This is a genomic window from Labrenzia sp. THAF35 (assembly GCF_009363595.1).
Lineage (GTDB): Bacteria > Pseudomonadota > Alphaproteobacteria > Rhizobiales > Stappiaceae > Roseibium > Roseibium algicola.
Map to the genome: position 1 here is coordinate 1,835,008 of NZ_CP045380.1, position 22,952 is coordinate 1,857,959.

General features: G+C 61.1%; 22 protein-coding genes and 1 tRNA gene. 7 read left to right on the forward strand and 16 right to left on the reverse strand.

Annotated features, from left to right (window positions below; all coding sequences use genetic code 11):
* Position 1: 1 nt before the first annotated feature.
* From FIU93_RS08515 to tsaD, 9 genes are all read right to left on the reverse strand, one after another.
* Entirely contained in the window at positions 2-796 is a 795-nt protein-coding gene (locus FIU93_RS08515) for an ATP-binding protein (RefSeq protein ID WP_023002894.1), read from the reverse strand.
* A gap of 136 nt (positions 797-932) precedes the next feature.
* Positions 933-2,105, reverse strand: coding sequence for a M20 aminoacylase family protein (locus FIU93_RS08520; protein ID WP_055659708.1), 1,173 nt, complete (start codon positions 2,103-2,105; stop codon positions 933-935).
* 143 nt (positions 2,106-2,248) lie between these two features.
* Positions 2,249-2,920, reverse strand: a complete 672-nt coding sequence (locus tag FIU93_RS08525; RefSeq protein WP_152505353.1) for a methyltransferase — start codon at positions 2,918-2,920, stop codon at positions 2,249-2,251.
* 27 nt (positions 2,921-2,947) lie between these two features.
* Complete coding sequence (locus FIU93_RS08530) at positions 2,948-3,373, reverse strand: EVE domain-containing protein (RefSeq protein WP_023002897.1); 426 nt, start codon at positions 3,371-3,373, stop codon at positions 2,948-2,950.
* Positions 3,374-3,664, reverse strand: coding sequence for a YciI-like protein (locus tag FIU93_RS08535; RefSeq protein WP_055659704.1), 291 nt, complete (start codon positions 3,662-3,664; stop codon positions 3,374-3,376).
* A 479-nt stretch (positions 3,665-4,143) separates the two neighbouring features.
* Entirely contained in the window at positions 4,144-5,151 is a 1,008-nt protein-coding gene (locus FIU93_RS08540) for an NAD(P)H-dependent glycerol-3-phosphate dehydrogenase (RefSeq protein WP_023002899.1), read from the reverse strand.
* Positions 5,138-5,614: an NUDIX domain-containing protein gene (locus FIU93_RS08545; protein WP_055659702.1), complete on the reverse strand. Its 477-nt coding sequence runs from the start codon at positions 5,612-5,614 to the stop codon at positions 5,138-5,140. Before FIU93_RS08545 ends, FIU93_RS08540 begins: the two co-directional genes overlap by 14 nt.
* A 26-nt stretch (positions 5,615-5,640) precedes the next feature.
* Positions 5,641-6,144, reverse strand: a complete 504-nt coding sequence (locus FIU93_RS08550) for an NUDIX domain-containing protein (protein WP_075283377.1) — start codon at positions 6,142-6,144, stop codon at positions 5,641-5,643.
* 103 nt (positions 6,145-6,247) lie between these two features.
* Positions 6,248-7,354, reverse strand: a complete 1,107-nt coding sequence (gene tsaD, locus FIU93_RS08555; protein WP_152505354.1) for a tRNA (adenosine(37)-N6)-threonylcarbamoyltransferase complex transferase subunit TsaD — start codon at positions 7,352-7,354, stop codon at positions 6,248-6,250.
* Positions 7,355-7,447: 93 nt separating this feature from the next.
* On the opposite strand from tsaD, the gene hemC reads away from it, so the two are divergent.
* The 7 genes from hemC (at position 7,448) to FIU93_RS08590 (ending at position 16,100) form a co-directional block, all read left to right on the forward strand.
* On the forward strand, positions 7,448-8,374 hold the full coding sequence (hemC, locus tag FIU93_RS08560; RefSeq protein ID WP_152505355.1) for a hydroxymethylbilane synthase: 927 nt from the start codon (positions 7,448-7,450) through the stop codon (positions 8,372-8,374).
* A gap of 7 nt (positions 8,375-8,381) precedes the next feature.
* Positions 8,382-9,098, forward strand: a complete 717-nt coding sequence (locus FIU93_RS08565) for a uroporphyrinogen-III synthase (RefSeq protein WP_152505356.1) — start codon at positions 8,382-8,384, stop codon at positions 9,096-9,098.
* A 120-nt stretch (positions 9,099-9,218) separates the two neighbouring features.
* Positions 9,219-11,117, forward strand: a complete 1,899-nt coding sequence (locus FIU93_RS08570) for a hypothetical protein (RefSeq protein WP_209010315.1) — start codon at positions 9,219-9,221, stop codon at positions 11,115-11,117.
* A gap of 77 nt (positions 11,118-11,194) precedes the next feature.
* Positions 11,195-13,237 carry a heme biosynthesis HemY N-terminal domain-containing protein gene (locus FIU93_RS08575; RefSeq protein WP_152505357.1) on the forward strand — a complete coding sequence of 681 codons (2,043 nt, stop codon included), beginning with the start codon at positions 11,195-11,197 and terminating at the stop codon, positions 13,235-13,237.
* A 200-nt stretch (positions 13,238-13,437) separates the two neighbouring features.
* A tRNA-Thr gene (locus FIU93_RS08580) sits at positions 13,438-13,513 on the forward strand.
* A gap of 739 nt (positions 13,514-14,252) precedes the next feature.
* Positions 14,253-15,074 carry a response regulator gene (locus tag FIU93_RS08585; protein WP_208984613.1) on the forward strand — a complete coding sequence of 274 codons (822 nt, stop codon included), beginning with the start codon at positions 14,253-14,255 and terminating at the stop codon, positions 15,072-15,074.
* A 288-nt stretch (positions 15,075-15,362) separates the two neighbouring features.
* The gene (locus FIU93_RS08590; RefSeq protein ID WP_152505358.1) at positions 15,363-16,100 is read left to right on the forward strand and encodes a hypothetical protein; all 738 of its coding nucleotides are present in this window, start codon (positions 15,363-15,365) and stop codon (positions 16,098-16,100) included.
* 206 nt (positions 16,101-16,306) lie between these two features.
* Here FIU93_RS08590 and FIU93_RS08595 read toward each other — a convergent pair whose 3' ends face one another.
* The 7 genes from FIU93_RS08595 to FIU93_RS08625 form a co-directional block, all read right to left on the reverse strand.
* Positions 16,307-17,095, reverse strand: a complete 789-nt coding sequence (locus FIU93_RS08595) for a crotonase/enoyl-CoA hydratase family protein (protein ID WP_152505359.1) — start codon at positions 17,093-17,095, stop codon at positions 16,307-16,309.
* Positions 17,092-17,952: a hydroxymethylglutaryl-CoA lyase gene (locus tag FIU93_RS08600; protein WP_023002910.1), complete on the reverse strand. Its 861-nt coding sequence runs from the start codon at positions 17,950-17,952 to the stop codon at positions 17,092-17,094. Before FIU93_RS08600 ends, FIU93_RS08595 begins: the two co-directional genes overlap by 4 nt.
* Before the next feature lie 117 nt (positions 17,953-18,069).
* Positions 18,070-19,701 carry an acyl-CoA synthetase gene (locus tag FIU93_RS08605; RefSeq protein ID WP_152505360.1) on the reverse strand — a complete coding sequence of 544 codons (1,632 nt, stop codon included), beginning with the start codon at positions 19,699-19,701 and terminating at the stop codon, positions 18,070-18,072.
* Complete coding sequence (locus FIU93_RS08610; protein WP_152505361.1) at positions 19,688-21,682, reverse strand: acetyl/propionyl/methylcrotonyl-CoA carboxylase subunit alpha; 1,995 nt, start codon at positions 21,680-21,682, stop codon at positions 19,688-19,690. The genes FIU93_RS08605 and FIU93_RS08610 overlap by 14 nt, the downstream gene beginning before the upstream one ends.
* Before the next feature lie 3 nt (positions 21,683-21,685).
* Complete coding sequence (locus FIU93_RS08615) at positions 21,686-22,015, reverse strand: hypothetical protein (RefSeq protein ID WP_152505362.1); 330 nt, start codon at positions 22,013-22,015, stop codon at positions 21,686-21,688.
* Entirely contained in the window at positions 22,005-22,526 is a 522-nt protein-coding gene (locus FIU93_RS08620; protein ID WP_152505363.1) for an O-acetyl-ADP-ribose deacetylase, read from the reverse strand. The genes FIU93_RS08615 and FIU93_RS08620 overlap by 11 nt, the downstream gene beginning before the upstream one ends.
* A complete protein-coding gene (locus FIU93_RS08625; RefSeq protein ID WP_152505364.1) occupies positions 22,523-22,948 on the reverse strand; it encodes an ASCH domain-containing protein in 426 nt (141 codons plus the stop codon). The genes FIU93_RS08620 and FIU93_RS08625 overlap by 4 nt, the downstream gene beginning before the upstream one ends.
* Positions 22,949-22,952: the final 4 nt, after the last annotated feature.

A 22,952-nucleotide genomic window follows, 5' to 3' on the forward strand; every position in this document is an offset into this window, starting at 1 on the left:
GTCACGACCATCTCTTGTTGGCGTAGTTGACCGCTTCGCGGACATCCAGTGCGCGGGTGGAATTGCCGCTGCGCAGATAGAAGACCGAGGCCTTGTTTTCTTCCAGATAGACGGCGCGGGGTGCCGGGCTGACGATGACCATCGCCACGTCCTTGCCGTCCACCCTGGAAAAGACCGTGTGGATGTAAGGACAGAGATCTCCGCCGAGTGTCTTGGAAACGATGTCGTTGACGGTGCGCTCGAACGAATCGAGGTCCGGGCTTTTCAGCGTTGCCAGGTCCTTGTCGAGACCAAGCGGTGTGCCGTTGTCATCAACACCGATCAGAAGATGGCCGCCATCGGCATTGAAGAAGCCGGCAAGGGTCTTGGCGATGACCTTTTCCAGGGACCGGTTGGTCCGGTTTTCCTTCAGGTCCCAGCGCAGCGACGACTTGAACTCCACGCGCCGGTTTTCGCCCTGTTTCAGAAGATCGGGAATGAGCGCGGTCTGCTCTTCGCGCAGTGACCGGTAGGCTTCGGACGTTCGCATGTAGTTGCGGGTGAAGATGCCGAAGGCGAGGCCGACAACTGCGCCGAGACCGGTATAGGCAACCGCAACATCCAGATGCCGGGGAAGCAGCACCAGCCAAAGGCGCGCTGTCAGAAATTCAAGGAGGTTCGGAGCCGTTTCCGAAAAACGTGCCAGTTCCCACCAGACCACCACAAGGTTCAGCGGGTGGATCACCAGCACACCGACAATGGCCCCGACCACGACATAGGCTGCCAGAAAGGGAAGCTTGAACGGGGAAAGAGCCATATTTGAAAATCCAAATGAAAACGCCGGTCGGAACCGGCGTCACTCTTAATCCAAAACCTTCCCGCCGTCATCCCGGCCCGTCATCCTGGGTCGGCATCGTGCGAGCCGGGATGACGATGACGGATTTCACAGGCGGTCAGGCCGCCGCGGGCAGGGCCGTTTCGACCAGTTTCACCCAGTAGGAACAGCCGACCGGGATCAGGTCGTCGTTGAAGTCATAGGCCGGATGGTGCAGGCCCGCGCTGTCGCCGTTGCCGGCGAAGATGAACGCGCCCGGGCGTTCTTCCAGCATGTAGGAGAAATCCTCACCGCCCATCATCGGCTCGATCTCGCGATTGACCTTGCCGACCCCGGCAATGCCTTCGGCGACGGCTGCCGCGAAATCCGTCTGTTCGTCGTGGTTCGCCGTGACCGGATACCCGCGCGTGAACTGCAGAACTGCCTTTGCACCGAACGCATCGCCAACAGAGCTGACGATGGATTCCATCCGTGCCTGGGCGAGATCCCGCATTTCCGGGCTGAGCGTGCGCACAGTGCCGCGCAGCAGCACTTCCTGCGGAATGACGTTGAAGGCGTTGCCACCCTGGAAAACGGTCACCGACACAACAACCGAATCGAGCGGATTGGCATTGCGGCTGGCGATGGTCTGCAGCGCGGACACCAGTTGCGAGCCGATCACGATCGGGTCGATGGTCTCATGCGGCTTGGCGGCATGGCCGCCCCGGCCGGTGATGGTGATGCGGAATTCGTCGGTCGCGGCCATGATCGGGCCCTTGCGGATGGCGAATTCGCCCACCGGCATGCCCGGGAAGTTGTGCATGCCGTAGACTTCCTCGATCGGCCAGCGTGTCAGAAGACCATCGTCGATCATCGCCTTCGCGCCAGCGCCACCTTCTTCGGCCGGCTGGAAGATGACGACGACCGTGCCGTCGAAGTTGCGGGTCTCCGCGAGGTATTTTGCAGCGCCCAGCAACATGGCGGTGTGGCCGTCATGGCCGCAGGCGTGCATCTTGCCCGGGATCTTGGAGGCATAGTCCTTGCCGGTGATTTCCTCGATCGGCAGCGCGTCCATGTCGGCGCGCAGGCCGATGGTCTTGCCGGCACCGCCATTGCGGCCCTTGATCACGCCGACGACGCCCGTCTTGCCGACGCCCGTTGCGATTTCATCGACACCGAAGCTCTGCAGCAGCTCGGACACCTTCTCGGCAGTCCGCACCGTTTCGTAGAGAATTTCGGGATTTTCGTGAATGTCGCGGCGCCAGGCGGTGATCTCGTCGGCCAGATCCGCGAGGCGATTAACGATGGGCATGAAGGACTCCTAGAAACACATGGGAACAGGAAAGCGCTTTAAGCTTGAACGGCTAACCTATCGCAAGCTGCAAAAAGAGGAAGTGGGATTGCGGAAAAAGTTATGTGCACGGCGATGGTCTGCAAGACTGATCCGCCTCCAGGTCATTCTCCGGATGATTTTTCCTGCAAACGGAAAACGCGCGTGCGTTTGATCTCGTTGTCTTCCAGCGCACCGACCACCGGAACGCTGTAGGCCGCCAGTTCAATCAGGCGTGACGAGGGCAGATAGGACCGGCCAGGGTCGCCGACATAGACCTCGATGTTGTTCGTCAGCAACCTGTCGAGAAATGCCAGCACCTTGTCGGCCATGGGCTTGTCGTAGAAAACGTCACCACAGAAGACAAGGTCCGCTTGCGGCGGTTCTCCGGTGGTGATGTCCGCGGTCTCGGTGGTGATCTCCACCTCGTTGAGCGCAGCGTTGAGGCGTGTTGCGGTCAGGGCGTAGGGGTCGATGTCGACCGCGTGGCAGGACGCTGCGCCGGCCTTCATGGCGGCTATACCGACCAGACCGGAGCCGCAGGCAAAGTCGACAACGCGTTTTCCCGCGACCAGTTCCGGCGTGTCGAGCACGTAGCGGGCAAGTCCCTGGCCGCCTGCCCAGGCAAAGGCCCAGAATGGCGGCGGCAGGCCTAGCTCGCCCAGTTCGTCTTCGGTCTTTTGCCACAGATCCATGGCCTCGTCGGCCACATGCAGAAGGATTTCCTCCGCATGCGGCACAGGTTTGACCTTGGTCTCCTTCCGGATGAAGGCTGCCGGATCCTTGATAAGGGCCATTCAGGGCGGATCTCTCAGGAGAGGACGTTAGGCAGGCTCTTTCAGGCCGCCCATTTCACAGACGATTTTCCATTCCTCTTCCGTGACCGGCTGAACCGACAGGCGCATGGAAGTGACCAGCGACATCTTGGCAAGGCGCGGTTCGGCCTTGACGTCGGCCAGGGTCACCGGCTTGGGCATGTCACGGACGGCCTTGAAGTCCACGCATTCCCAGCGGGGATCATCGATAGTGGTGTCCGGATGGATGTCGCTGCAGACTTCAACGATGCCGACGACTTCCTTGCCGATGTTGGAATGGTAGAAGAACGCCTTGTCGCCGATTTCCATGGCCCGCATGTTGTTGCGTGCCTGGTAGTTCCGGATACCGTCCCACTGCTCACCCTTGTCGCCACGGGCCTTCTGCTGTTCCCAGGACCATTTGTCGGGCTCGGACTTGATCAGCCAGTACTGCACTCAGTTTGCCTCCGGATTCTTGATTGCCCAGTTCCAGGGGCGGATCTCGACGCTTTCGAACAAACCGGCACGGGCGTAGGGATCTTCCTGGGAGATCGCCAGGATCTCGTCGCGGTTGGAGGCTTCGATCACAACCAGCGAGCCGGTCATGTTGCCGTCGTCGTCAAGGAACGGACCGGCTGCCTTGAGGCTGTCGCCGAGGCCTTTCAGGAAGTCGAGATGGGCGGCGCGGTTGTCGAGGCGCGTCTGCAGGGCACCGGGCTTGTCGGTGCAGATCAGGGCATAAAGCATGAAGAATTCCCCGGGTTGGTCGAATCTGCGTCGAACCTAGGGCCGGGGCGGGGGAAACTCAATGGGGGAAAGAAAGGAGAGGTGCATCACACCCTGTGCAAGCGGCCCATCCTTCGAGACGCCTGGCGTTGCCCGGCTCCTCAGGATGAGGGGGTGGGGGAGCTGTTCTCCCCTTCGTGGCAGGGCAACTGACTTTGGACTAAAGACAGGCAGCAAGCACAAGTGTCACCCCGGGCGAGCAACGCGAGACCCGGGGGCTACTCGTTTCCAGGGAGCTGGAATGGGTTGTGCCTCTTCAGGGTACCTTGTCTGCTTCGGCAAGCGGCGCTGCGAGTGGGCCCCGGATCTGCGCTTCGCTTGTCCGGGGTGACGCCGAGGGGATGAGGATATCGCTCATATGCCAATCCCCTATCACAAGCGGAAAGAGAACCAGGTGCCGGATTGTTCCTATGCCAAACGCCGGTTTCCTTGCGAGAGGCTTAAAGCCCTGCCGTTTCCGATTTCAGCGGGCGTGCCATCAGGGTGTTGAGGGCGTCGTCGATGGTCAGGTCCTCGTCGATCATTCTGGCGACGGTCTCGCAGATAGGCACTTCGACATCGTATTTGCGGGCCAGCTTGACTGCGACGCGGGCGGAATAGGCGCCTTCCGCGAGCTTGCCGCCTGCCGAAATCAGCTCGGAAGCCATGAAGCCTTCCCCGAGCCGCAGCCCGAAGGAAAAGTTGCGCGACTGGCTGGACGAACAGGTGAGCACAAGGTCTCCCAGACCGGAAAGGCCTGTCAGGGTTTCACCCTGTGCGCCCATGGCAGTGCCGAGGCGAGACAGTTCGGCAAAGCCGCGGGCGGTCAGCGCTGCCTGGGCACTGGCGCCGAGCTTGCGGCCGACCACGGCCCCGCAGGCGATCGCGAGCACGTTCTTGAGGGCGCCGCCGATCTGGGCACCGAGAATGTCGATCGAGGCATAGGGCCGGAAACAGGGCGATTGCATCGCTTCGCACAGGCTGAGCGCGGTCTTGGCCGAATTGGCGGCAACGGTGACGGCAGTCGGCAGGCCCTTGGCGACGTCGTCGGCAAAGCTCGGGCCGGACAGGACGCCGGGTTCGACGCCGGGCAGTTCCTCGCTCATGACCTTCGACAAGAGCTTGCCGGAGGATTGTTCGATGCCCTTGGCGCACAGCACGACGGGGCCGCGTACCTTGCCCGTCTGTTTGAGGGCAGCCAGCATCGCACGGGTTGTCTGGGCGGGTGTCACCAGCAAGATGGCATCGGCGTCGGCAACCTCTTCCAGCGAAGATGTCGCTTCCAGTTCCTCGTCAAAGGTGATTCCCGGCAGATACCTCGGGTTCTGCCGACGGGACCTGATATCGGAGACCGTGCCGGGATCACGCGCCCAAAGGCGCACTTCCCGTCCGGCACGGGCTGCGGTCAGGGCCAGGGCCGTGCCCCAGGCGCCGCCGCCAACGACGCCGATAGACCTAATGGCGCCCATTGCTCTGCCTTTCCACGCGCGTCCGTAATGTTTCAAGTTGCGCTCCAAACCCTTCAAAAAAGCGGGCCTCGGTCGGCGCATCCATGGTGAACAGGTCAATCCAGAACAGGCGGAACCTTATCGGGGGACCGCCTGCGTTCGGTGACATTTCGAAATGTTCCCATTCTGTCGCGGGCTTTTCACGAATTCGGCCGTGAAAATGCCGCCGGCGATGCAAGCCGTCGAGACAACGGGGAACATCTTTGAAGATATGGTCCTGGTCGGCGAACGATTCGAGCGCGATATCCAACGAAAGTCCGGTCTCCTCGGCAAATTCTCTCCTGGCAGCCTGCAGATAGCTTTCGCCGGGGTCGACCGTGCCTCCGGGAACCTGGAGGCCGGCGTTCGGGAAATCGGGTTCCACAAACACGAGAAGCTCTGTTCCACAGGTCAGGTAGACATAGGCCTTTTGGTAGATCAGCACGGGCAGGTCCTTGAAAGAACTGTTGTTTATGCCGCGTTGGCGAGGCGTGTCACACGTTTGCGCAGGGCATCGAGGGGCGCGCCGAAGGCTGCGAAGAAGTTTTCCTCGTCGCTTGCCCGTTCGCCAAAGAGGTCAACCCAGAAGAAACGGTAGCGAATCGGATCGCCGCCGCTGCTGGGATGCATTTCGTAATGTTCCCACTCGCTCTTCGGCCGGGCACCAAGGCGGACATGGTAGTTGCGACGGATGTGTCGGCCGAGCAGTGGACGGTTGGGTGCGGGCCGGTACTGTCCGACGGGAGGGATCGTTTCGAACGGGATATCCTGACTGGAAAAATGATCAAAGGCCACGTCCAGTTCGAGGCCGGTTTCCTCGGCAAATTCCCGCATGGCGCCATGCAGAAAGCTTTCGCCCGGATCGATGGTGCCACCCGGAACCTGCAGGCCCAGATGAGGCGTGTCCGGTTCGTCGAAGACCAGAAGGTCCGTGCCGCAGGTCAGGTAGACATAGGCCTTGTGGTAGACGCGCATTTCTCAGAACAGTCCTTGTTGGAAGGCTGAAGTTTCCTAACAGGGTCTTTGGTCGCGCAAAAGGGTCGGTGGGAAATTGAGCGATGATTTACAGGTCCACATCCTAGACCTTGGCGCCCTTTTTACCCGCGCCGAGCACACCGGCATTGGCTGAATCCAGCGGCCAGCGAGGCCTGGGTGACAGGCTCATGTCGTCCACGGGGCCAATTCGAAGCCGCTCGATACCGGCCCAGGCGATCATTGCTGCATTGTCGGTGCAAAGGCGCATGGGCGGCGCGATGAAACGGGCATCTGCCTCTTCTGCCGCAGCCAGAAGACTGTTGCGGATTTCCTGGTTCGCCGCGACACCGCCAGCCACAACGATTGCCGGTTTGACACCCGGGTGACGTGTCCGGAAGAGATCGAGTGCGGAGCGGGTGCGGGCTGCCAAAACGTCGGACACAGATCGCTGAAACGCCGCGCAGAGGTCGGCAATCGTCTGTTCATCGACAGGTTCAAGCTTTTTCGCCTGGGTGCGAAGGGCCGTCTTCAGTCCGGCGAAGGACATGTCGAGGCCCGGGCGATCCAGAAGCGGACGCGGCAGGCGGAAGCGGGTGACGTCGCCCTTGGCAGCCATTTTTTCTACATGCGGGCCGCCGGGATAGGGCAGGCCCAGCAGTTTGGCTGTCTTGTCGAAAGCTTCGCCAATGGCATCGTCGATGGTCGTGCCGAGACGTTCATAGTCCCCGACGCCGCGCACCAGCAGGAACTGGCTGTGGCCGCCGGAGACGAGCAGCAAGAGGAACGGAAACTCGAGATCGTCGGTCAGGCGCGCGGTCAGGGCGTGGCCTTCCAGGTGATTGACGCCGACGATCGGCTTTCCCGCTGCCATCGAGATGGCCTTGGCGGTCATGAAGCCGACGATGACACCACCGATGAGGCCGGGACCGGCAGTTGCGGCAATCGCGTCGATATCGTCCCAGCCGCAACCGGCCTCGTTCATGGCTTCGGCAACGATCCGGTCGAGGATCTCGATGTGGGCACGGGCGGCAATTTCCGGCACCACGCCACCGAATTCTGTATGCTCGTCGATCTGCGAACGGATCGTATTGGAGAGGATCTTCTTGTGCGCAGGGCCGCACACAACCGCTGCTGCGGTTTCGTCGCAGCTGGTTTCAATGCCCAGGACCGTCAGATTGGTCGCATTGTCATCTGTTTTGACTGAGGTCATTGGTCTAAGTGCGGTGGCCTGTGTTAGGACATCCGAAAAGACATAAATCGGTGCCCGTCATTTCTGCCGGGCGTAGCATCTGGACGGTAAACCTTGCAATCAAATCCTTTGCGTATCGGAACAAGGGGCAGCGCGCTGGCGCTGGCACAGGCCCACGAAACCCGCGACAGGCTGATGGCGGCCCATGATCTGGCCGAAGACGCGTTCGAGATCGTGGTCATCAAGACCTCCGGCGACAGGATCCAGGACAGGCCGCTGTCGGAAGTCGGTGGCAAGGGGCTGTTCACGAAGGAAATCGAGGAAGCGCTTCTGGACGGACGGATCGATCTTGCCGTTCATTCGTCCAAGGACATGCCGACGGTCCTGCCGGATGGTCTGGCTTTGACGGCCTTCCTGCCGCGGGAAGATGTGCGCGATGCGTTCCTGTCGCCCAAGGCAAAGACCCTGACCGATCTGCCGCAGGGCGCCGTCGTCGGGTCCAGTTCGCTGCGCCGCCAGGCAATGATCAAGCGGCTGCGCCCGGATATCGAAGTGGTGATGTACCGCGGCAACCTGCAGACACGCCTGCGCAAGCTGGCAGAGGGAGAGGTGGACGCAACACTTCTGGCGGCTGCCGGTCTGCGCCGGTTGGGCCTGGAAGCGGAAATCACCAGCCTTCTGGAAACCGACCAGTTTCTGCCGGCTGTCGGCCAAGGTGCGATCTGCATCGAAAGCCGGGCGGACGACAAAGCTACCCTTGAAATGCTGGCGGCGATTCACGACGCGGCAACGCAGATCCGCCTTGATGCGGAGCGCGCCTTCCTTGCTGTTCTGGACGGGTCTTGCCGCACGCCCATCGGCGGTCTAGCAACACTCGAAGGCGATACGATGCACTTCCGAGGGATTGTGCTGAAGCCGGACGGATCGGCCGCGCATGAGGCATCGGGCAGTGGGCCTGCGGCAGAGGCCGCGCGGATCGGCCGGTCTGTCGGGGACGATCTGAAAACCCGGATGGGACCGGACTTTCTGGCAGGAGCCTGACCAGGTCATGCGCTTTCTGGTGACACGCCCCCAGCCGGATTGCCGGCGAACCGCTGAAAAACTGCGGGCGTTGGGGCATGTTGCCGATGAAGCTCCCGTTCTGAAAACCGTTGAGGTGCGGTCGGCACAATTCGGGCCGGAGGGCGTGTCGGCGCTGGCGTTTTCAAGCCGGCGGTCGGTCGCCGTCCTGTCGGCACAGGGCCGGATCGATGCCTTGCGGAGCTTGCCGGTTTTCACGGTGGGCGACGCGACCGCACTCGCCTGCCGGGAAGCGGGCTTTTCAAACATACTTTCGGCCAGCGGGGATATTGCTGCGCTGGCTCAGCTGATTCTCGATAATCGGAGCGGATTGTCCTCAGGGGCCGTCCTTTATCCTGCTGCCGAGGATCGGGCGGGGGATCTGGAGGGACTTCTCGCCGCAGGGGGCATTTCCTGTCGCACCGTCGTGCTTTACCGCATGGAGCCGGCGGAAAGCCTGCCTTCTGCCGTGGTTGACGGCCTTCGCCAGAATGCCTTTGATGGTGTCTTCATTTATTCCAAACGCACGGCCGAAGCTTTTCTGGCGCTGGTTCGCAGGCACGGTCTTGACCATATTTTTTCCAGGTTGCCTGTCTATGCCCTTTCGCGGCAGTCGGCCGAGCCCCTATTTGAGGTAAGCCAGGTGCGTATTGCAGCTGCGCCGAACGAAAGCGCCTTGATGGATCTGGCTTTAACACAGTGTTAACCAGATCCGGGGGAGTCGTTCTTTTGCAGCGCGCAAAAGTCTTTGCTGCGGCGGTACCGCTTCGCAAAGAGGTGTGTATAGTGAAGGTCTTGGGACCGGCAGGGTTCAGGAGGAGATGAGATGACGACGGACAAGAAATCCCCGGGCGGGACATCTTCATCGGGCGGCAGCGGCACTGGCGGCAAGGACAAGCCGGGCAGCAGCACTGCGTCTTCCTCCGGCAGCAGCAAGCGGCCGGTAACGATTGATCTGACCGCAGAGAAGGTCGGTGCCAAGCCGACAGACACGAAGCCAGCCTCTGGTACGAGCTCAACGACGAGCGCCACGACGGGGTCTGGCGGCACGACTGCCGGTGCAACCAAGACAGGCGGTATCGGCAGCACGACTGCGTCCGGCAGCTCAACGTCAGCCGGAAATACAACGTCATCCAGCAGCACCGGCAGTTCGGGCAGCACATCGTCGCCCTCTTCGTCTGCATCGACCTCGTCCTCGACCGGATCAGGCTATTCTTCTTCGTCGTCTACCACTGCCGGGTCTTCCACAGCCGGAAAGCCCGCAGGAGCCAGCACAACCGGGTCGTCATCTGCGACCGGCAAACCGGCGTCTCCGGCAGGCTCATCGACGTCTGCCACCAGCCAGCCTGGAACCTCCTCGACAAGCAGCAGCTCCCGTCCTGCGGGATCAACCAGCTTTTCCAATCCGCCGGCCGCTGAAGACCGCGGCGGTGTCGGGGCATTCGGCGTTCTGATTGCGGCCGTTATCGGCGGTATCCTGGTGCTTGGCGGCGGCTTCGGCCTTTACCAGGCCGGGCTCGTCAAACTGTCGCCCGAGCCGAACCAGCAGCTCACCAGCGCGCTCAGTGCCGCCGAACGCAAGATCTCTGATCTGGAGAAAAAACTCGGCGACGTGACGTCTTCGGTCTCCAGCCAGGGCAGCTCCGGTGCTGTTTCTGCTCTGGAAAGCAAGGTCAGCGCGCTTGAAGCCAAACTGCAGGATGCGTCGTCGTCCGATCTGGGCGCCGCAGTCGATGCCCTGAAGCAGGATGTAGAAGGACTGCGCAGCACCGTTGCTTCGGCAGGGGCCGGCACCGGCGAAGGAACCCCAGCCGATCTCCAGCCGCTTGAAAGCCGCCTGGCCAAGCTGGAAACCGACACCACGTCGACATCTTCCGAAGCCGACAAGCTTTCCGGTTCCGTAACCGGGCTCGAGGGCCAGCTTTCGGACCTGAAGACGACCCTTTCCGAGGTGGAAACCAGACTTTCCAATACCGAAGCGACCGCGAAAGCAGCGCAGACAGCCGTATCGACGTCGGACGTTTCCCTGAAGACCCTTGCCGACAGCCAGGCACGGGCAACCGAGACCCTGTCTTCGCTGGCTGCCGACATCAAGTCTGTCGGCGCGGCCAACACGGCAGCGCTGGAAGGTTTGCGCTCTGAACTGGACGCGCTTTCAACGCGCCTTGCCGCGGTTGAGGCAACGATGGGCGATGCGACAGCGCGTGAAGTTGCTGCAAGGGCTCTGTCCGTTTCCGCGCTGAAGTCGGCCGTCGATTCCGGCCGCCCTTATGAAACCGAGCTGGCCGCCGTCAAGGCGGGGCTTCCGGGCGGGCTCGACCTGTCTGCACTGGAGGCCAACGCCAAGACCGGTGTCGAGCCGGTGCCCGTGCTGATCGCCCAGTTCCCGCCGGTTGCGCGCTCTGTCTACCAGACGTTTTCCGAACCGGACCGGTCCGGTGATGTACTCGACAGCCTGATGACCAGTGCACAGTCGCTGTTCACCGTTCGTCGTTCGGGCTCAGGTGAAGGCGACGGGCCGGCCGCTGCCCTGCAGCGCATGGAAAACGCCGTCCGGAAGGGAGACCTCAAGTCGGCACTTGCCGCCTACAAGGATCTGCCAGAACAGGGACAGGCTGCTGCTGCCGACTGGGCAACGCGCGCCGAAGCCCGGGTCGAGGTTGATGACCTGACGGACAAGGCCTCGCAGGAAGTGCTCAACGCGCTTGCTGCGAAGGATAGCTGAATGCAGGCCGGCCACTCGCCCGCCCGTCAATGGAACTATGTGCCGGCAGGGGCCGGCCGTCGCAGGGAGCGAACTGAATGATCCGCGTTCTGTTCTTTTTCGCGCTGTTGTTTGCCGTTGCCATGGGCTTTGCCTGGATGGCGGACCTGCCGGGAACGATCCAGATTTCCTGGCCGGTTTATGAAGGTGGCCAGCAGGTCGGGACGGATATCTGGGAGCAGTCGCCTGCGATTGTTGCCCTTGCCGCAGCCATTTTCCTGGCGATCTTCCTGGCGATTGTCTGGGTGATCCGCGTCGTCTTGAAATCACCGCAGATTGCCAGCCGCTTCTTTCGGCGCCGCCGGAAAGACAAGGGCTACAATGCGCTGTCACAGGGCTTGATCGCTCTGGGCACGGGCAACGCCAAACTGGCGCGCCGCTACGCGCTGGACGCCGACAAGCTGCTGGATGATGAACCCGCGGCAAAGCTGTTGCTTGCACAGACGGCCCAGCTTGCCGGCAAGGACGACGAAGCGCGTCAGCGTTTCGAGGCGATGCTGGAAGATCCGGCCACCAAGGCGCTTGGTCTGCACGGTCTCTTCATCGAGGCCGAGCGGCACAGGGAACCGGTGGCAGCACGCCACTACGCGGAGGAAGCCGCCAAGACATCGCCGGGTCTGGAGTGGGCCGGCAAGGCCGTGCTCGGCTACCAGGCGGTTGCCCACCATTGGGACGAAGCGCTCAAGACCCTGGAGCGCAACTACGCCGCAAAGATGCTGGACAAGAAAACCTATCGGCGTCAGCGCGCCGTCATCCTGACGGCCCTTGCGACAAAGCTGGAGGACGGCGAGCCGGAACGGGCCTATTCGCTGGCCAAGGAAGCTCATGGCCTGGCACTCGACCTTGTACCGGCCGCCGTGCTGACGTCTCGTCTGGCAACGCGCCGGGGCGACATCCGCAAGGCCTCCAAAGTGTTGGAAGCGACCTGGCGTTTGTTTCCGCATCCGGAGTTGGCTGAAACCTATGCCCATGTGCGTACCGGCGATTCGGCTGTCGATCGTTTGAAGCGGGTGAAATCGCTTTCCGCACAACGGGCAAACACTCCCGAAGGTGCGCTGGCTATCGCCCGCGCAGCCATGGAGGCGCGCGAGTTCGAAGAAGCGCGCAAGCAGCTGAAAAAGGTCCTGCAGTCCGAACCTACCCGTCAGGCGTTTCTGCTGATGGCGGAAGTGGAGGAAGCCGAACACGGTGACCGGGGCCGCACACGCGACTGGCTGGCCCGTGCCGTCAGTGCGCCGCTCGACAAGGTCTGGATGGCCGACGGCATCATTTCCGCCGAATGGCAGCCGGTATCACCGGTCACCGGCAAGCTCGATGCGTTCCAGTGGGCAACGCCGGGCAGTCTGTCCGACGAGGACGGTCCTCTGCTTGAGGACAGCCTGTTCGAGGCGCCGGCCCTGCCGTCCGCCACTCCAGCCGAGCCGGTTCGGCCGGTTGCAGATGTGGATGACGACGCGATGGTGCTGGAAGCCGAACCCGTCACCAGGCCTGCCACTGCCAAGCCTGCGGGATCCGAGACGGGTGACGCTAAATCCGGCAGCGCCAAGTCAGCCGCCGCGGAACCTTCCGCTGCCTCTGCAGCACTGGAAAAGCAGGGCTACGAAGGGACGACGGACGATGTCAAATACAGCCCTGCGCTGAAGGACCTGCCCGACGCCGAGGCTACCAAGGCACCTTCGGACAAGGCTGCGACCGTTGAGAAGACGGCAGCCAAGGAAAGCGCGGTAAAAGCCGAAGCCGGGGCAGACGATAAACCTGCCGTGGTGACAGGCAAAGACGCCGGGACAGCGAAAGCTGGTGTGACCGGCAAGACCGACACCCGGAACGGTTCCGAGACGCCTTCCAAGCCAGAGGCAACATCTGAGGCCAAGGTTGAGGAAACTCCGAAATCGGCGGATACAAAGCCATCGGCTGCCAAAGCCGGGGAGGCCAAGACAGGCGAAACAAAATCCGGCAGTTCCAAAGAGGATCTCAACCGGCCAATCGAATTTCCCCTGTCGCGGATGCCGGACGATCCGGGCCCGGATGAGGACGACGAGGACGAGACCGCCAAGACGCCACGCCCGCGCTTTTTCAACTGAAGCGCTGCTGCGGCGATAGTCGGAATGTGCTGACGAGCATGTGTTTGCCTGGCTTCCGGAAAAGGGAAGATGTGATCTTCCTGAAAGAACCGGTTTTAGGCTCTTGCATCTGACGCCAAGCTCCGGTAATTAGCGGCGCACTCGGGCTTGACCTGAGTGTCCGCGCCAAATCGCGCGATGCCCGGCATCTGCCGGAGAACGCCGCTGTAGCTCAGATGGTAGAGCACGTCATTCGTAATGATGGGGTCGGGGGTTCGAGTCCCTTCAGCGGCACCACTTTCCAGGCCCAGGTTCCTTTCTTCAGGTGCGCCCGATAGGGCTATCCCTTCTCTGATGCTTTCCTCTGAATTGAGCAAGCTGTCACGAGACTTCAGAAACAGCTGTGCGATCGTTGGCCCTGCCACCAGTCCATGGGCTGCACAGGTCGCAGTGACAGCTTTGATGCTGGCGAACTTGTTGCCCTGCTGCTGATCCGGTTTCTGTTTGTCGGACGGGAAGTGCCGCATTGATGGCTCGTCGGCAGTCCTTGCAAGAGGCGGGTGATTGTCCAATTCTGACGCTACAAATTGACGTAGAGTTGGTTTGGCAGGTTGTGGGCGCCCTTGTCCTCACGAGACAATCGTATCGGCCGACAGATCCTTGTTTGGGTCTCGTCTTATTTTCAGAAACAGGCTGGTTGGATCCCGTGTTCTGAAAAATCTGGCCGCAGGTTGCTTCAATTCGACGGAAGTCACTGAACCATAATGCGACTGCGGGAATCCTGTGACGCCGGCTTGCGCCTGTTTCCTCGTATTTTGTGGGATTTTCCCAGATGTGGTTTCGGTCTTTACATCCTATTTGTAAGAACTTTGGAATCCGGTGAATGAATATTCATGTAAATCTATGTATATCAAAGGTTGTAAAATGTCTGGCCAGCTTCAGTAACAGAAAATATACAATTGTTTCCTTATTGTACTTGTTAATTTAGACATGGCCTCAAGTGACGATGCGAGAGCCGCACACAAGGTGATGAGAATTGCTGCATAAAATGATCCGCATTCTTGTCGCTGACGACAGCGGCATCGCTCGTGAAGTCATCAACAACGGCATCGCCGTTCATCGTTCCAAGCGGTACATCGAGGTTGATAACGTCGATAACGGTCGTTCTGCTGTCGAGGTTTTGAAGAAGAAACAGATCGACATCGCCTTCATCGACATCAACATGCCGGGGCTGAATGGTCCGGACGTAATCGCCGCGATGAGCGAGACGAAGTCTGCAGATTGTCTGACAGTCGCGATTTCAAGCGGCCTTGATGAGCGCAATGCCAACATGCTTCAGCAGCTGGGGGCCTATCATTTCCTGAAAAAGCCTTTCACTCAGGAGGATGTGTCGGAGATCGTCGCCACTTACATGACGATGACGACGACCTATCCGATCCTGATCGTCGACGACAGCGGTACGATGCGCAAACTGACGCGCAAGGTTCTGGAGGCCAGCCGGTTCGACTTCGAAATCTCGGAAGCCGACAGCGCGCAGGCGGCACTTCGTACACTGGCATCGGGCAAGTTCCGGATGGTGCTGACGGATTTTCACATGCCGGATGTCGACGGTATCGAGCTTGCCGGTTCGATCCGGGACCTGTCGAGCAAGATCGGCATCTACATGATGTCCACCAACGACACGAGCTATCTGGAGCGGTCCGCGGCCTTCGTCGGGATATCCGGTTTCCTGAAAAAGCCGTTCACGCCTCAGGACATAGATACGCTCATGCATCAGTTCCTGGAGCTGGATACGCCAAAATTCGGCAAGGTGCGCAACATGTTCAGCTTCATGGAACGAGAACGCAAGGCATCGTGAGGCTCGCCGGACTGGCGAGTGCTGATCGTTCCTCTTGGTTCTTCTGGGCATTTCGGGGGAACCATTTGCCGAACGCTTACATTGTTTCTGGATTGTTTGTCAGCATTCTTGATTTAAAACGCTTCAGTTGATTCAATGCAAGAATCAGAAGTCTCCCCCTAGTTCGTATCGGTTCCACTGTCTGAATGCATGGAGAGCGGTGTGGGCAAAACAGCAAAACTTGAATTACTTCGCCGGATATTGCCTCTCGGCCTCTGCGTGCTGGGTATAGTCGGCGGATATTTTTTCATGTCGGTGCTCAGCAGCCTGCTCTGCATTATCGCCGCCGCCGGGATCTATGCCGCCTTGCCGCGGCCGAACGTACCGTCCGGTGCCGTAAAGCCGGTATGTCATCCGCCGGTTCTGGTACTCGACATAATCGGGTTTGTGATTGGTGCCGCTTTCTTTTCCATTGCATTCATCGGGATGGCAGACTGGAGCGGAGGCGCAGCCCTGATGGCGCTGCTTTGCCTGGGGCCTGCCTCGATTGCACCGGTGCTGTTCACCGTGTCCGCGCGACAGGAGACATCCTGGGTTCGTTTCTTCAGCAACGGTTTCGAATTCACCCAGTTCGGCCGGCGCGTCCGGGTGATGTATGAGGATCTGAAAAAGATCGACATCCGCCTATGGCACGCTTCCGGCTGGGCTGCCTGGTTCCAGTCGACGATCGGCTCGCTTGGGCCGAGATCAGCGGTTCTGCTGAATGGGGCTGAAACCACCACGACTCTGGTCTTTAAGCGCCCGGACGGAGCAACCTTCACCATTTCCTCCGAACTTGTGCCGGACCTGCAGCGGGTGCTGATCAACATCGACAGGGCCGGTATGGAGCTTCCTGACGGGATCAGTGAATATCAGCGCAAGAAGATCCGCCAGCGGCGCGAGCGCATGTACGGCGGCCCGCCGCAGGAACCGCCGCAGTCGGAACAGAAGGAAGTGGCGCGTATCGCGGCCCTTATCGAACACGCCAGGCGCAGCGCCGGCCATTGAGGGCGGTTTTTCTGTTTCCAGCGCTTTGTTGAAGCTCACCACAAATTCATCCTCATGCTGAGGAGGACTGCCAGGTCCGTCTCGAAGCATGGGCTGCTTGTTCTGTGTGGCCCATCCTTCGAGACGCGCGCCAGCGCGCTCCTCAGGATGAGGGAGTGGGGAGTTTGATTGTCTGAAGACCCGGTGCTGGCATCAGCCGCTGCAAACTATGAACCGACCCAGTTCGCCTTTCGCTTTTCGAAGAATGCGGAGATGCCTTCCCGGGCTTCGGGGGTTTCCCAGGTCTCGGCGAGACGGCGGATGGTGTCGTCGATGATTTCTTCGGTGATTTCCGGGCCAAGGCTGCGGGCCAGCGCCTTGGAGGCGGCTACGGCAGCGGGGGCAGCGGAGAGATACGGTTTGATTTCCTTTTCGATCGCCGCATCGAGGTCCGCTTCGCTCACGACCTTCGCCACAAGATCTAGATCCCGAGCCTCTTCCGCGCCGAACAGGCGGGCGGACATGAATACCCGGCGTGCCTTGCCTTCTCCCATGCGGGCCAGCACATAGGGGCTGATGGTTGCCGGGATGAGGCCGAGACGTACTTCCGTCAGGCCGAATTTGGCGCTGTCGACGGCTATCACGGTGTCGCAGACGCTCATCATGCCGATGCCGCCGCCAAAGGCCTGGCCTTGTACGCGGCCTATCAGTGGCTTCGGCAATTCGTTGAGGCTCTGCAGCATCATGGCAAGCTTGCGCGCTTCAGTCATGCGGGTTTCGCGGTCAGCTTCGAACTGCTCGCGCATCCATCCAAGGTCGCCACCCGCGCAGAAGCTGGCGCCAGCACCCGTCAGGACAACGACACGGACAGTGTCGTCCTCTGCCAATTGTGCGGCAACTTCCGTCAGTTCGGAGATCATCGTGGCGGAAAGCGAATTGTGCTTTTCCGGGCGGTTGAGTGTCAGCGTTGCGACGCCCCGGTCGTCAACGGCAAGGGAGATTGTCTCGAAGCTCATGCGTCAACACTCCTGAGGGTGCGGGCAAAGTCGGCGATTTCAGCAAGCTTTGCCCGGTCGATGCCGGTCTCGAAGCCCTTGCGGGTCATCAGGTCTAGCACGGCTTCGGTTGCGACATTGCCTTTGGCACCCGGTGCATAGGGGCAACCGCCCAGACCGCCGACCGCACTGTCGAAGGTGCGCAAGCCTTTTTCGAGGCTGACCTCGATGTTCTCGATCGCCCGGCCCTTTGTGTCATGAAAATGGCCGGCAAGCTTGTCCGCAGGGATCGCGGTCAGCACGGCGTCCAGCATCCGGCCGATGGTCTCCGGCGTTCCGGCGCCGATGGTATCGCCGAGGGAAATCTCGTAGCAGCCGAGATCGAACAGCGTTTTGGCGACCTCCGCAACCTTCTCCGGTGGTGTTGCACCGTCGTAGGGGCAGTCGGTTACGCAAGAGACATAGCCGCGAACCGGGATGCCGTCCTCATGTGCCTTTTCCAGAAGCGGCTTGAAGCGTTCGATGCTTTCGGCAACCGAGCAATTGATGTTCTTTCTGGAAAAGCCTTCCGAGGCCGAACCGAAAATGGCGACTTCATCCGCCGACACCTTCTTGGCGGCCGTATAACCCTTCACATTGGGTGTCAGCACCGCATAGGTCACGGACGGATGCCGGTAGATGCCTTCCATCACCTCCTGGGCGTCGGCCATCTGCGGTACCCATTTCGGACTGACGAAACTGGTCACCTCGATCTTGCGGAAGCCGCAGGCAGAAAGCCGGTCCACGAGGTCGATCTTCTGGGCCGTCGGCACAAAGGTTTTCTCGTTCTGCAGACCGTCGCGCGGGCCCATTTCAAACAGGGTGACGAATTCAGACATGTTTTCTTCTCTAGCTTCTCGTGAGGCCTAAAGGTGAGGCCGGTTCTTCGCTGCGCTTCGTCCGGGGACGGCACCAGGCAAATCGCGGATGCATTCGTTAAACGGTGTTTGACACGATCACTCTTCCTGCTCGGCACGGGCGCGCAGTTCACGGCGGATGACCTTGCCGGTAGTGGTCAGGGGCAGGGCGTCGACAAAAGCGACTTCGCGCGGATACTCGTGGGCTGCAAGGCGCGTCTTGACGAAGTCGGCGATTTCCCCGGCAAGTTTGTCCGTCGGATCAATGCCGCTTTTCAAGACGATGTACGCCTTGACGATCTCCGTACGCTGGCTGTCGGGTTTGCCGACGACACCGGCCATGGCGACCGCCGGGTGCTTGATCAGGCAATCCTCGATCTCTCCCGGGCCGATGCGGTATCCTGATGACGTGATGACGTCGTCATCCCGTCCGACGAAGCGGATCCACCCGGTGTCGTCCTTGATGCCCGTGTCGCCGGTCAAAAGCCAGTCGCCCGCAAATTTCTTTTCCGTCGCTTCCATGTTGTTCCAGTAGTTCAGGAACATCACAGGATCAGGACGTTTGACGGCGATGTTGCCGAGTGATCCGGCAGGCAGTTCCTCGCCCGTGTCGCTGACGACGCTGACATCATGACCCGGAACCGGGCGGCCCATGATGCCGGGGCGCGCTTCCATCAGTCTGGCGCAACTGGAAACGATCATGTTGCACTCGGTCTGGCCGTAGAATTCATTGATCGTCAGGCCGAATGTGCGGCGGCCCCAGTCGATCAGCTCCGCGCCGAGTGTCTCGCCACCGGAGGCAACGGACCGCAGGGTGAATTGCCAGCGGTTTTCCGGGGCTTCCACCTGACGCATCATCTTCAGCGCGGTTGGCGGCAGGAAGGTGTTGCGGATCTTCTGGTCCTGCAGCAGCTGGAAGGCTGCTTCCGCGGTGAACTTTCTGAACCGGCACGCTACCACGGGCACACCCAGGAAGAGCGCGGGCATCAGAACGTCGAGCAGGCCGCCGATCCAGGCCCAGTCCGCCGGGGTCCAGATCCTGTCACCCGGCTGGCCCAGAAGATCATGGCTCATCTCGACGCCCGGCAGATGGCCGAGCAGCACCCGGTGGCCGTGCAGGGCACCCTTGGGCTGTCCGGTGGTGCCGGAAGTGTAGATGATGATTGCCGGGTCATCGGGTCCTGTGTCGAAGGGGTGGAATGTGCCTTCGTGTCCGGCCATGTGATGATGGAGGCTTTCTGCCCCCGGGACGTCTTCATCTGCACAAAGGACAGTCGTCAGTTCCGGCAACCGGTCACGGATGGTCGCGAGTTTGGCAGCGCCACTTGCATCCGTGATCACCGCCTTTGCGCCGGAATCCTTCAGCCGATACTCAAGTGCTTCTTCACCGAACAGGGTGAAAAGCGGAATGGTGATCGCGCCGAGTTTCAGGGCCGCAATATGGGCAAAGGCGGTTTCGGGCCTTTGCGGCATCAGGACGCCGATCCGGTCTCCGGGCTGGACGCCTCGGGCAGTCAGCAGGTTAGCAAGCTGATTGGAAAGCCGCCGAAGGTCGCCATAGGTGTAGCTGGTGGCGCTGCCGTCCTCGTCGGTATAGACCAGCGCCTCCCGGTTCGGCTCGCGTGCCGCCCAGTCGTCACATATGGCAACGCCGATGTTGAACCGGTCTGGGATCTCCCATCGGAACCTGCCGGACAGGTCGTCATAACTCGTGGCGTCATGCGGCAGCATCGGCTTCCTCCGCGAGCGCCAGAAGAACGGTGCCGTCGGTTACCTGCTCGCCTTCGGCAACAAGAACCTCGCCAATGACACCGTCCCGCGGGGCTTTCAGCGTGTGTTCCATCTTCATGGCTTCCAGGATCACAAGAGGCTGGTCCTTCGTCACGGCTTCGCCTGCCTTGGCGTTCAGAACCTTCACGAGGCCGGGCATCGGTGCGATCAGCTGATCGCCCGCGCCGCCGGCTTCCTCGTCTGCGCTGAGCGTGTCCGGCAAGGCAACCGGGAAAGCATGGCCGCCGAGGAAGACCGTCAGTCCCTTGCGGTCCTCCACCACGACCGCGCGGGCACGGTGGCCGTCACAGTCGTAGGTGATCGCACCGCCTTCCACCTTCACCAGAGCATATTTGCGTGAGCCTTCCTCCAGCTGGACCGCGAACCGCTGATGGCCGAGGGCATGGACCTCGACATCCCGGCGCTCGCCTGCAATTTCAAGCAGTGCGTACTGGCGCGATGCACTCCAGATCCGCCATCCGGCCAGCGTGTCGAACGGATCGTTGCCACTTGCCGGCCTGGTCAGGCCGAGCGCCGTGAGAGCGGCAAGGGCAATCGCGTCCACCGGAATGGAGGGTTCTTCTATGAGCTGGGTCAGATCCCGGTCGATAAGGCCGGTGTCGACATCGCCCGCGGCAAAACCTTCATGGCGGCACAGGGCCGCCAGAAAGCCGGCGTTGGTGACGCAGCCGGCAACTTCCGTTGCCTCAAGGCTTGCCAGCAGCTTGCCGAGTGCCGCCTGGCGGGTCGGGCCGTGGACGATCACCTTGGCGATCATCGGATCGTAATAGGGGGTGATTTCATCTCCGGAACGCACGCCGCTGTCGACCCGGGCGCTGTCTTCCGGAAGGGCCAGATGCTCCAGCGTGCCGATGGCGGGCAGGAAGCCCTTCGGCGCATCTTCCGCATACAGCCGGGCTTCGAAGGCCCAGCCGTTGAAGGAAAGATCTTCCTGGCGCTTTGGCAAGGTTTCGCCGGAGGCCACGCGAAGCTGCCACTCGACCAGGTCTTCGCCGGTGATGAGCTCGGTAACCGGGTGCTCGACCTGCAGCCGGGTATTCATTTCCATGAAATAGAACCGGTCGGGCCTGAGGCCTTCGGAAACGTCGGCGATGAACTCGATAGTGCCGGCGCCGGAATAGTCGATGGCCTTGGCCGCGGTCACGGCGGCTTCCCCCATGGCGCGGCGCATTTCCTCCGGCATGCCGGGGGCAGGGGCTTCCTCGATCACCTTCTGGTGGCGGCGTTGCAGCGAGCAGTCGCGCTCGAACAGATGCACGGCATTGCCGTGGCTGTCGCCGAAAACCTGAATCTCGATATGGCGTGGCTTGGTCAGGTATTTCTCGATCAGCACGCGGCCATCGCCAAAACTGGCTTCGCCTTCGCGCTGCGCGCCTTTCAGGGCGTCTGCAAAATCCTTCGGGTCATCGACCCGGCGCATGCCTTTGCCACCACCGCCGGCACGCGCCTTGATCAGCACCGGATAGCCGATCCGGTCGGCCTGCTCCTTCAGGAAGTCCGCGTCCTGGTTTTTGCCGTGATATCCGGGCACCACCGGCACGCCGGCCTTTTCCATCAGCGCCTTGGCGGCATCCTTCAGGCCCATGGCGCGGATGGACGAGGCGCTCGGGCCGATGAAGGCTATGCCGGCCCTGTCGAGGGCGTCGACGAAATCCGGATTTTCCGATAGGAAGCCGTAGCCCGGATGTACGGCTTCGGCGCCACTCAGCTTGCAGGCTTCGATGATCTTGTCAGCCTTCAGATAGCTTTCCGAGACCGGTGCCGGTCCGATGCGGAAAGCCTCGTCAGCCATGGCAACGTGCTTGGCCCTGGCGTCCGCATCGGAATAGACCGCAACGGTCTTGATGCCGAGCTTCTTGGCCGTTGCCATCACCCGGCAGGCAATCTCGCCGCGGTTGGCAATGAGGATCTTCTTGAACATTTCTCAGTTCTCCTCCCAGGGAGTGACTAGTGCGCCGGGGGTATCGGCAGTTCGGTCCGGAGCAAGATCCGGCATATGTTGTATGGGCAGCTCGCTGAACACCGTGATGGAGTTCCGGCTCCCGTCGGCAAGGAGCGCGCTTCGTCCGGTTGCCAGCACGTTCACCCGCAGGCCGCCGACGGAGAGGGTGTCGCCCTTGTCGATATTGCCTTCGTCGAGCGCAACCAGGATGGCCGTCAGGGGCTGCGTCAGCTGTATGTCGGGATGCTGGTCACGGAACGCCGCTTCGATATCCGGGCCGCATTCCACCATCGAGCGGACTTCACCCTTCATGAGGTTTCCTCCCGAGTGCTGCCAGAAGATGGGCATGGCTTGCCTCGTCGAAGGCAACCAGTGTGACGGTTTCGATTTCCGGCAGGTCCTCCAGAAACCGTTTGACAGTTTCCACCGCGACCGACGCGGCGCTGCCGGCCGGATAGCCGTAAATGCCGGTGGAAATGGCCGGGAAAGCTATGCTTCTGCAGCCGGTTTCTGCCGCAAGACGCAGGCTGGTTTCATAACAGGAGGCAAGAAGGTCCGCTTCGCCCGACGTGCCGCCTTTCCAGACGGGGCCGACCGTGTGGATGACGTGACGGGCGGGCAGGCGGTAGCCACTGGTGATCTTTGCCTTGCCTGTTTCACAGCCGTTAAGCGTCCTGCATTCGGCCAGGAGCTCCGGACCTGCCGCACGGTGGATCGCCCCGTCGACACCACCGCCGCCGAGCAGCGATGAGTTGGCCGCGTTGACGATGGCATCCACGTCGAGCCGGGTGATGTCGCCGATGTGTGTCTCGATCCTGCTCACGGCTTGAGCTCCGGCTGCAGATCTTCAACAACCTTGAAGCGTTCGCAGACAAGGTCCATTTCCGGGTCAAATCCGCCGTTGCGTTCAAAGAAGACCTGATGGTCCCTGCGCCAGCCGGCGAGGTCATCATTCTCGCCTTCCGCCAGGGCGAAGTCTTCCCCGACATCGCAGAAGCGCACGACGGACACTTCCAGTGTTTCGATCACCAGCGCGGGGGTGTCGTCCCAGTTCAGTGCAATGTCCCGCCGTCCATGAACGGGCAGGACCTCACCACCGTCCTCATAGCTCTGCAAGGCGCCGCATGTGGCGGTTTTCCTGCCGGCGCGCACAAGGGCGATGAGCTGGGCACACAGGTCCGCATTGTCGCCGAACTTGAAGGTTTCGGCGCCGGGGTATCTTTCTTTCAGCTCGTCGATGGACATCGGA

Bases quoted from the DNA above. Each gene is read 5' to 3' on its own strand.
- FIU93_RS08515 (WP_023002894.1), bottom strand. From the start codon at position 796: ATGGCTCTTTCCCCGTTCAAGCTTCCCTTTCTGGCAGCCTATGTCGTG.
- FIU93_RS08520 (WP_055659708.1), bottom strand. From the start codon at position 2,105: ATGCCCATCGTTAATCGCCTCGCGGATCTGGCCGACGAGATCACCGCC.
- FIU93_RS08525 (WP_152505353.1), bottom strand. From the start codon at position 2,920: ATGGCCCTTATCAAGGATCCGGCAGCCTTCATCCGGAAGGAGACCAAG.
- FIU93_RS08535 (WP_055659704.1), bottom strand. From the start codon at position 3,664: ATGCTTTATGCCCTGATCTGCACCGACAAGCCCGGTGCCCTGCAGACG.
- FIU93_RS08540 (WP_023002899.1), bottom strand. From the start codon at position 5,151: ATGGGCGCCATTAGGTCTATCGGCGTCGTTGGCGGCGGCGCCTGGGGC.
- FIU93_RS08550 (WP_075283377.1), bottom strand. From the start codon at position 6,144: ATGCGCGTCTACCACAAGGCCTATGTCTACCTGACCTGCGGCACGGAC.
- tsaD (WP_152505354.1), bottom strand. From the start codon at position 7,354: ATGACCTCAGTCAAAACAGATGACAATGCGACCAATCTGACGGTCCTG.
- FIU93_RS08565 (WP_152505356.1), top strand. From the start codon at position 8,382: ATGCGCTTTCTGGTGACACGCCCCCAGCCGGATTGCCGGCGAACCGCT.
- FIU93_RS08570 (WP_209010315.1), top strand. From the start codon at position 9,219: ATGACGACGGACAAGAAATCCCCGGGCGGGACATCTTCATCGGGCGGC.
- FIU93_RS08575 (WP_152505357.1), top strand. From the start codon at position 11,195: ATGATCCGCGTTCTGTTCTTTTTCGCGCTGTTGTTTGCCGTTGCCATG.
- FIU93_RS08590 (WP_152505358.1), top strand. From the start codon at position 15,363: ATGTCGGTGCTCAGCAGCCTGCTCTGCATTATCGCCGCCGCCGGGATC.
- FIU93_RS08595 (WP_152505359.1), bottom strand. From the start codon at position 17,095: ATGAGCTTCGAGACAATCTCCCTTGCCGTTGACGACCGGGGCGTCGCA.
- FIU93_RS08600 (WP_023002910.1), bottom strand. From the start codon at position 17,952: ATGTCTGAATTCGTCACCCTGTTTGAAATGGGCCCGCGCGACGGTCTG.
- FIU93_RS08605 (WP_152505360.1), bottom strand. From the start codon at position 19,701: ATGCTGCCGCATGACGCCACGAGTTATGACGACCTGTCCGGCAGGTTC.
- FIU93_RS08610 (WP_152505361.1), bottom strand. From the start codon at position 21,682: ATGTTCAAGAAGATCCTCATTGCCAACCGCGGCGAGATTGCCTGCCGG.
- FIU93_RS08615 (WP_152505362.1), bottom strand. From the start codon at position 22,015: ATGAAGGGTGAAGTCCGCTCGATGGTGGAATGCGGCCCGGATATCGAA.
- FIU93_RS08625 (WP_152505364.1), bottom strand. From the start codon at position 22,948: ATGTCCATCGACGAGCTGAAAGAAAGATACCCCGGCGCCGAAACCTTC.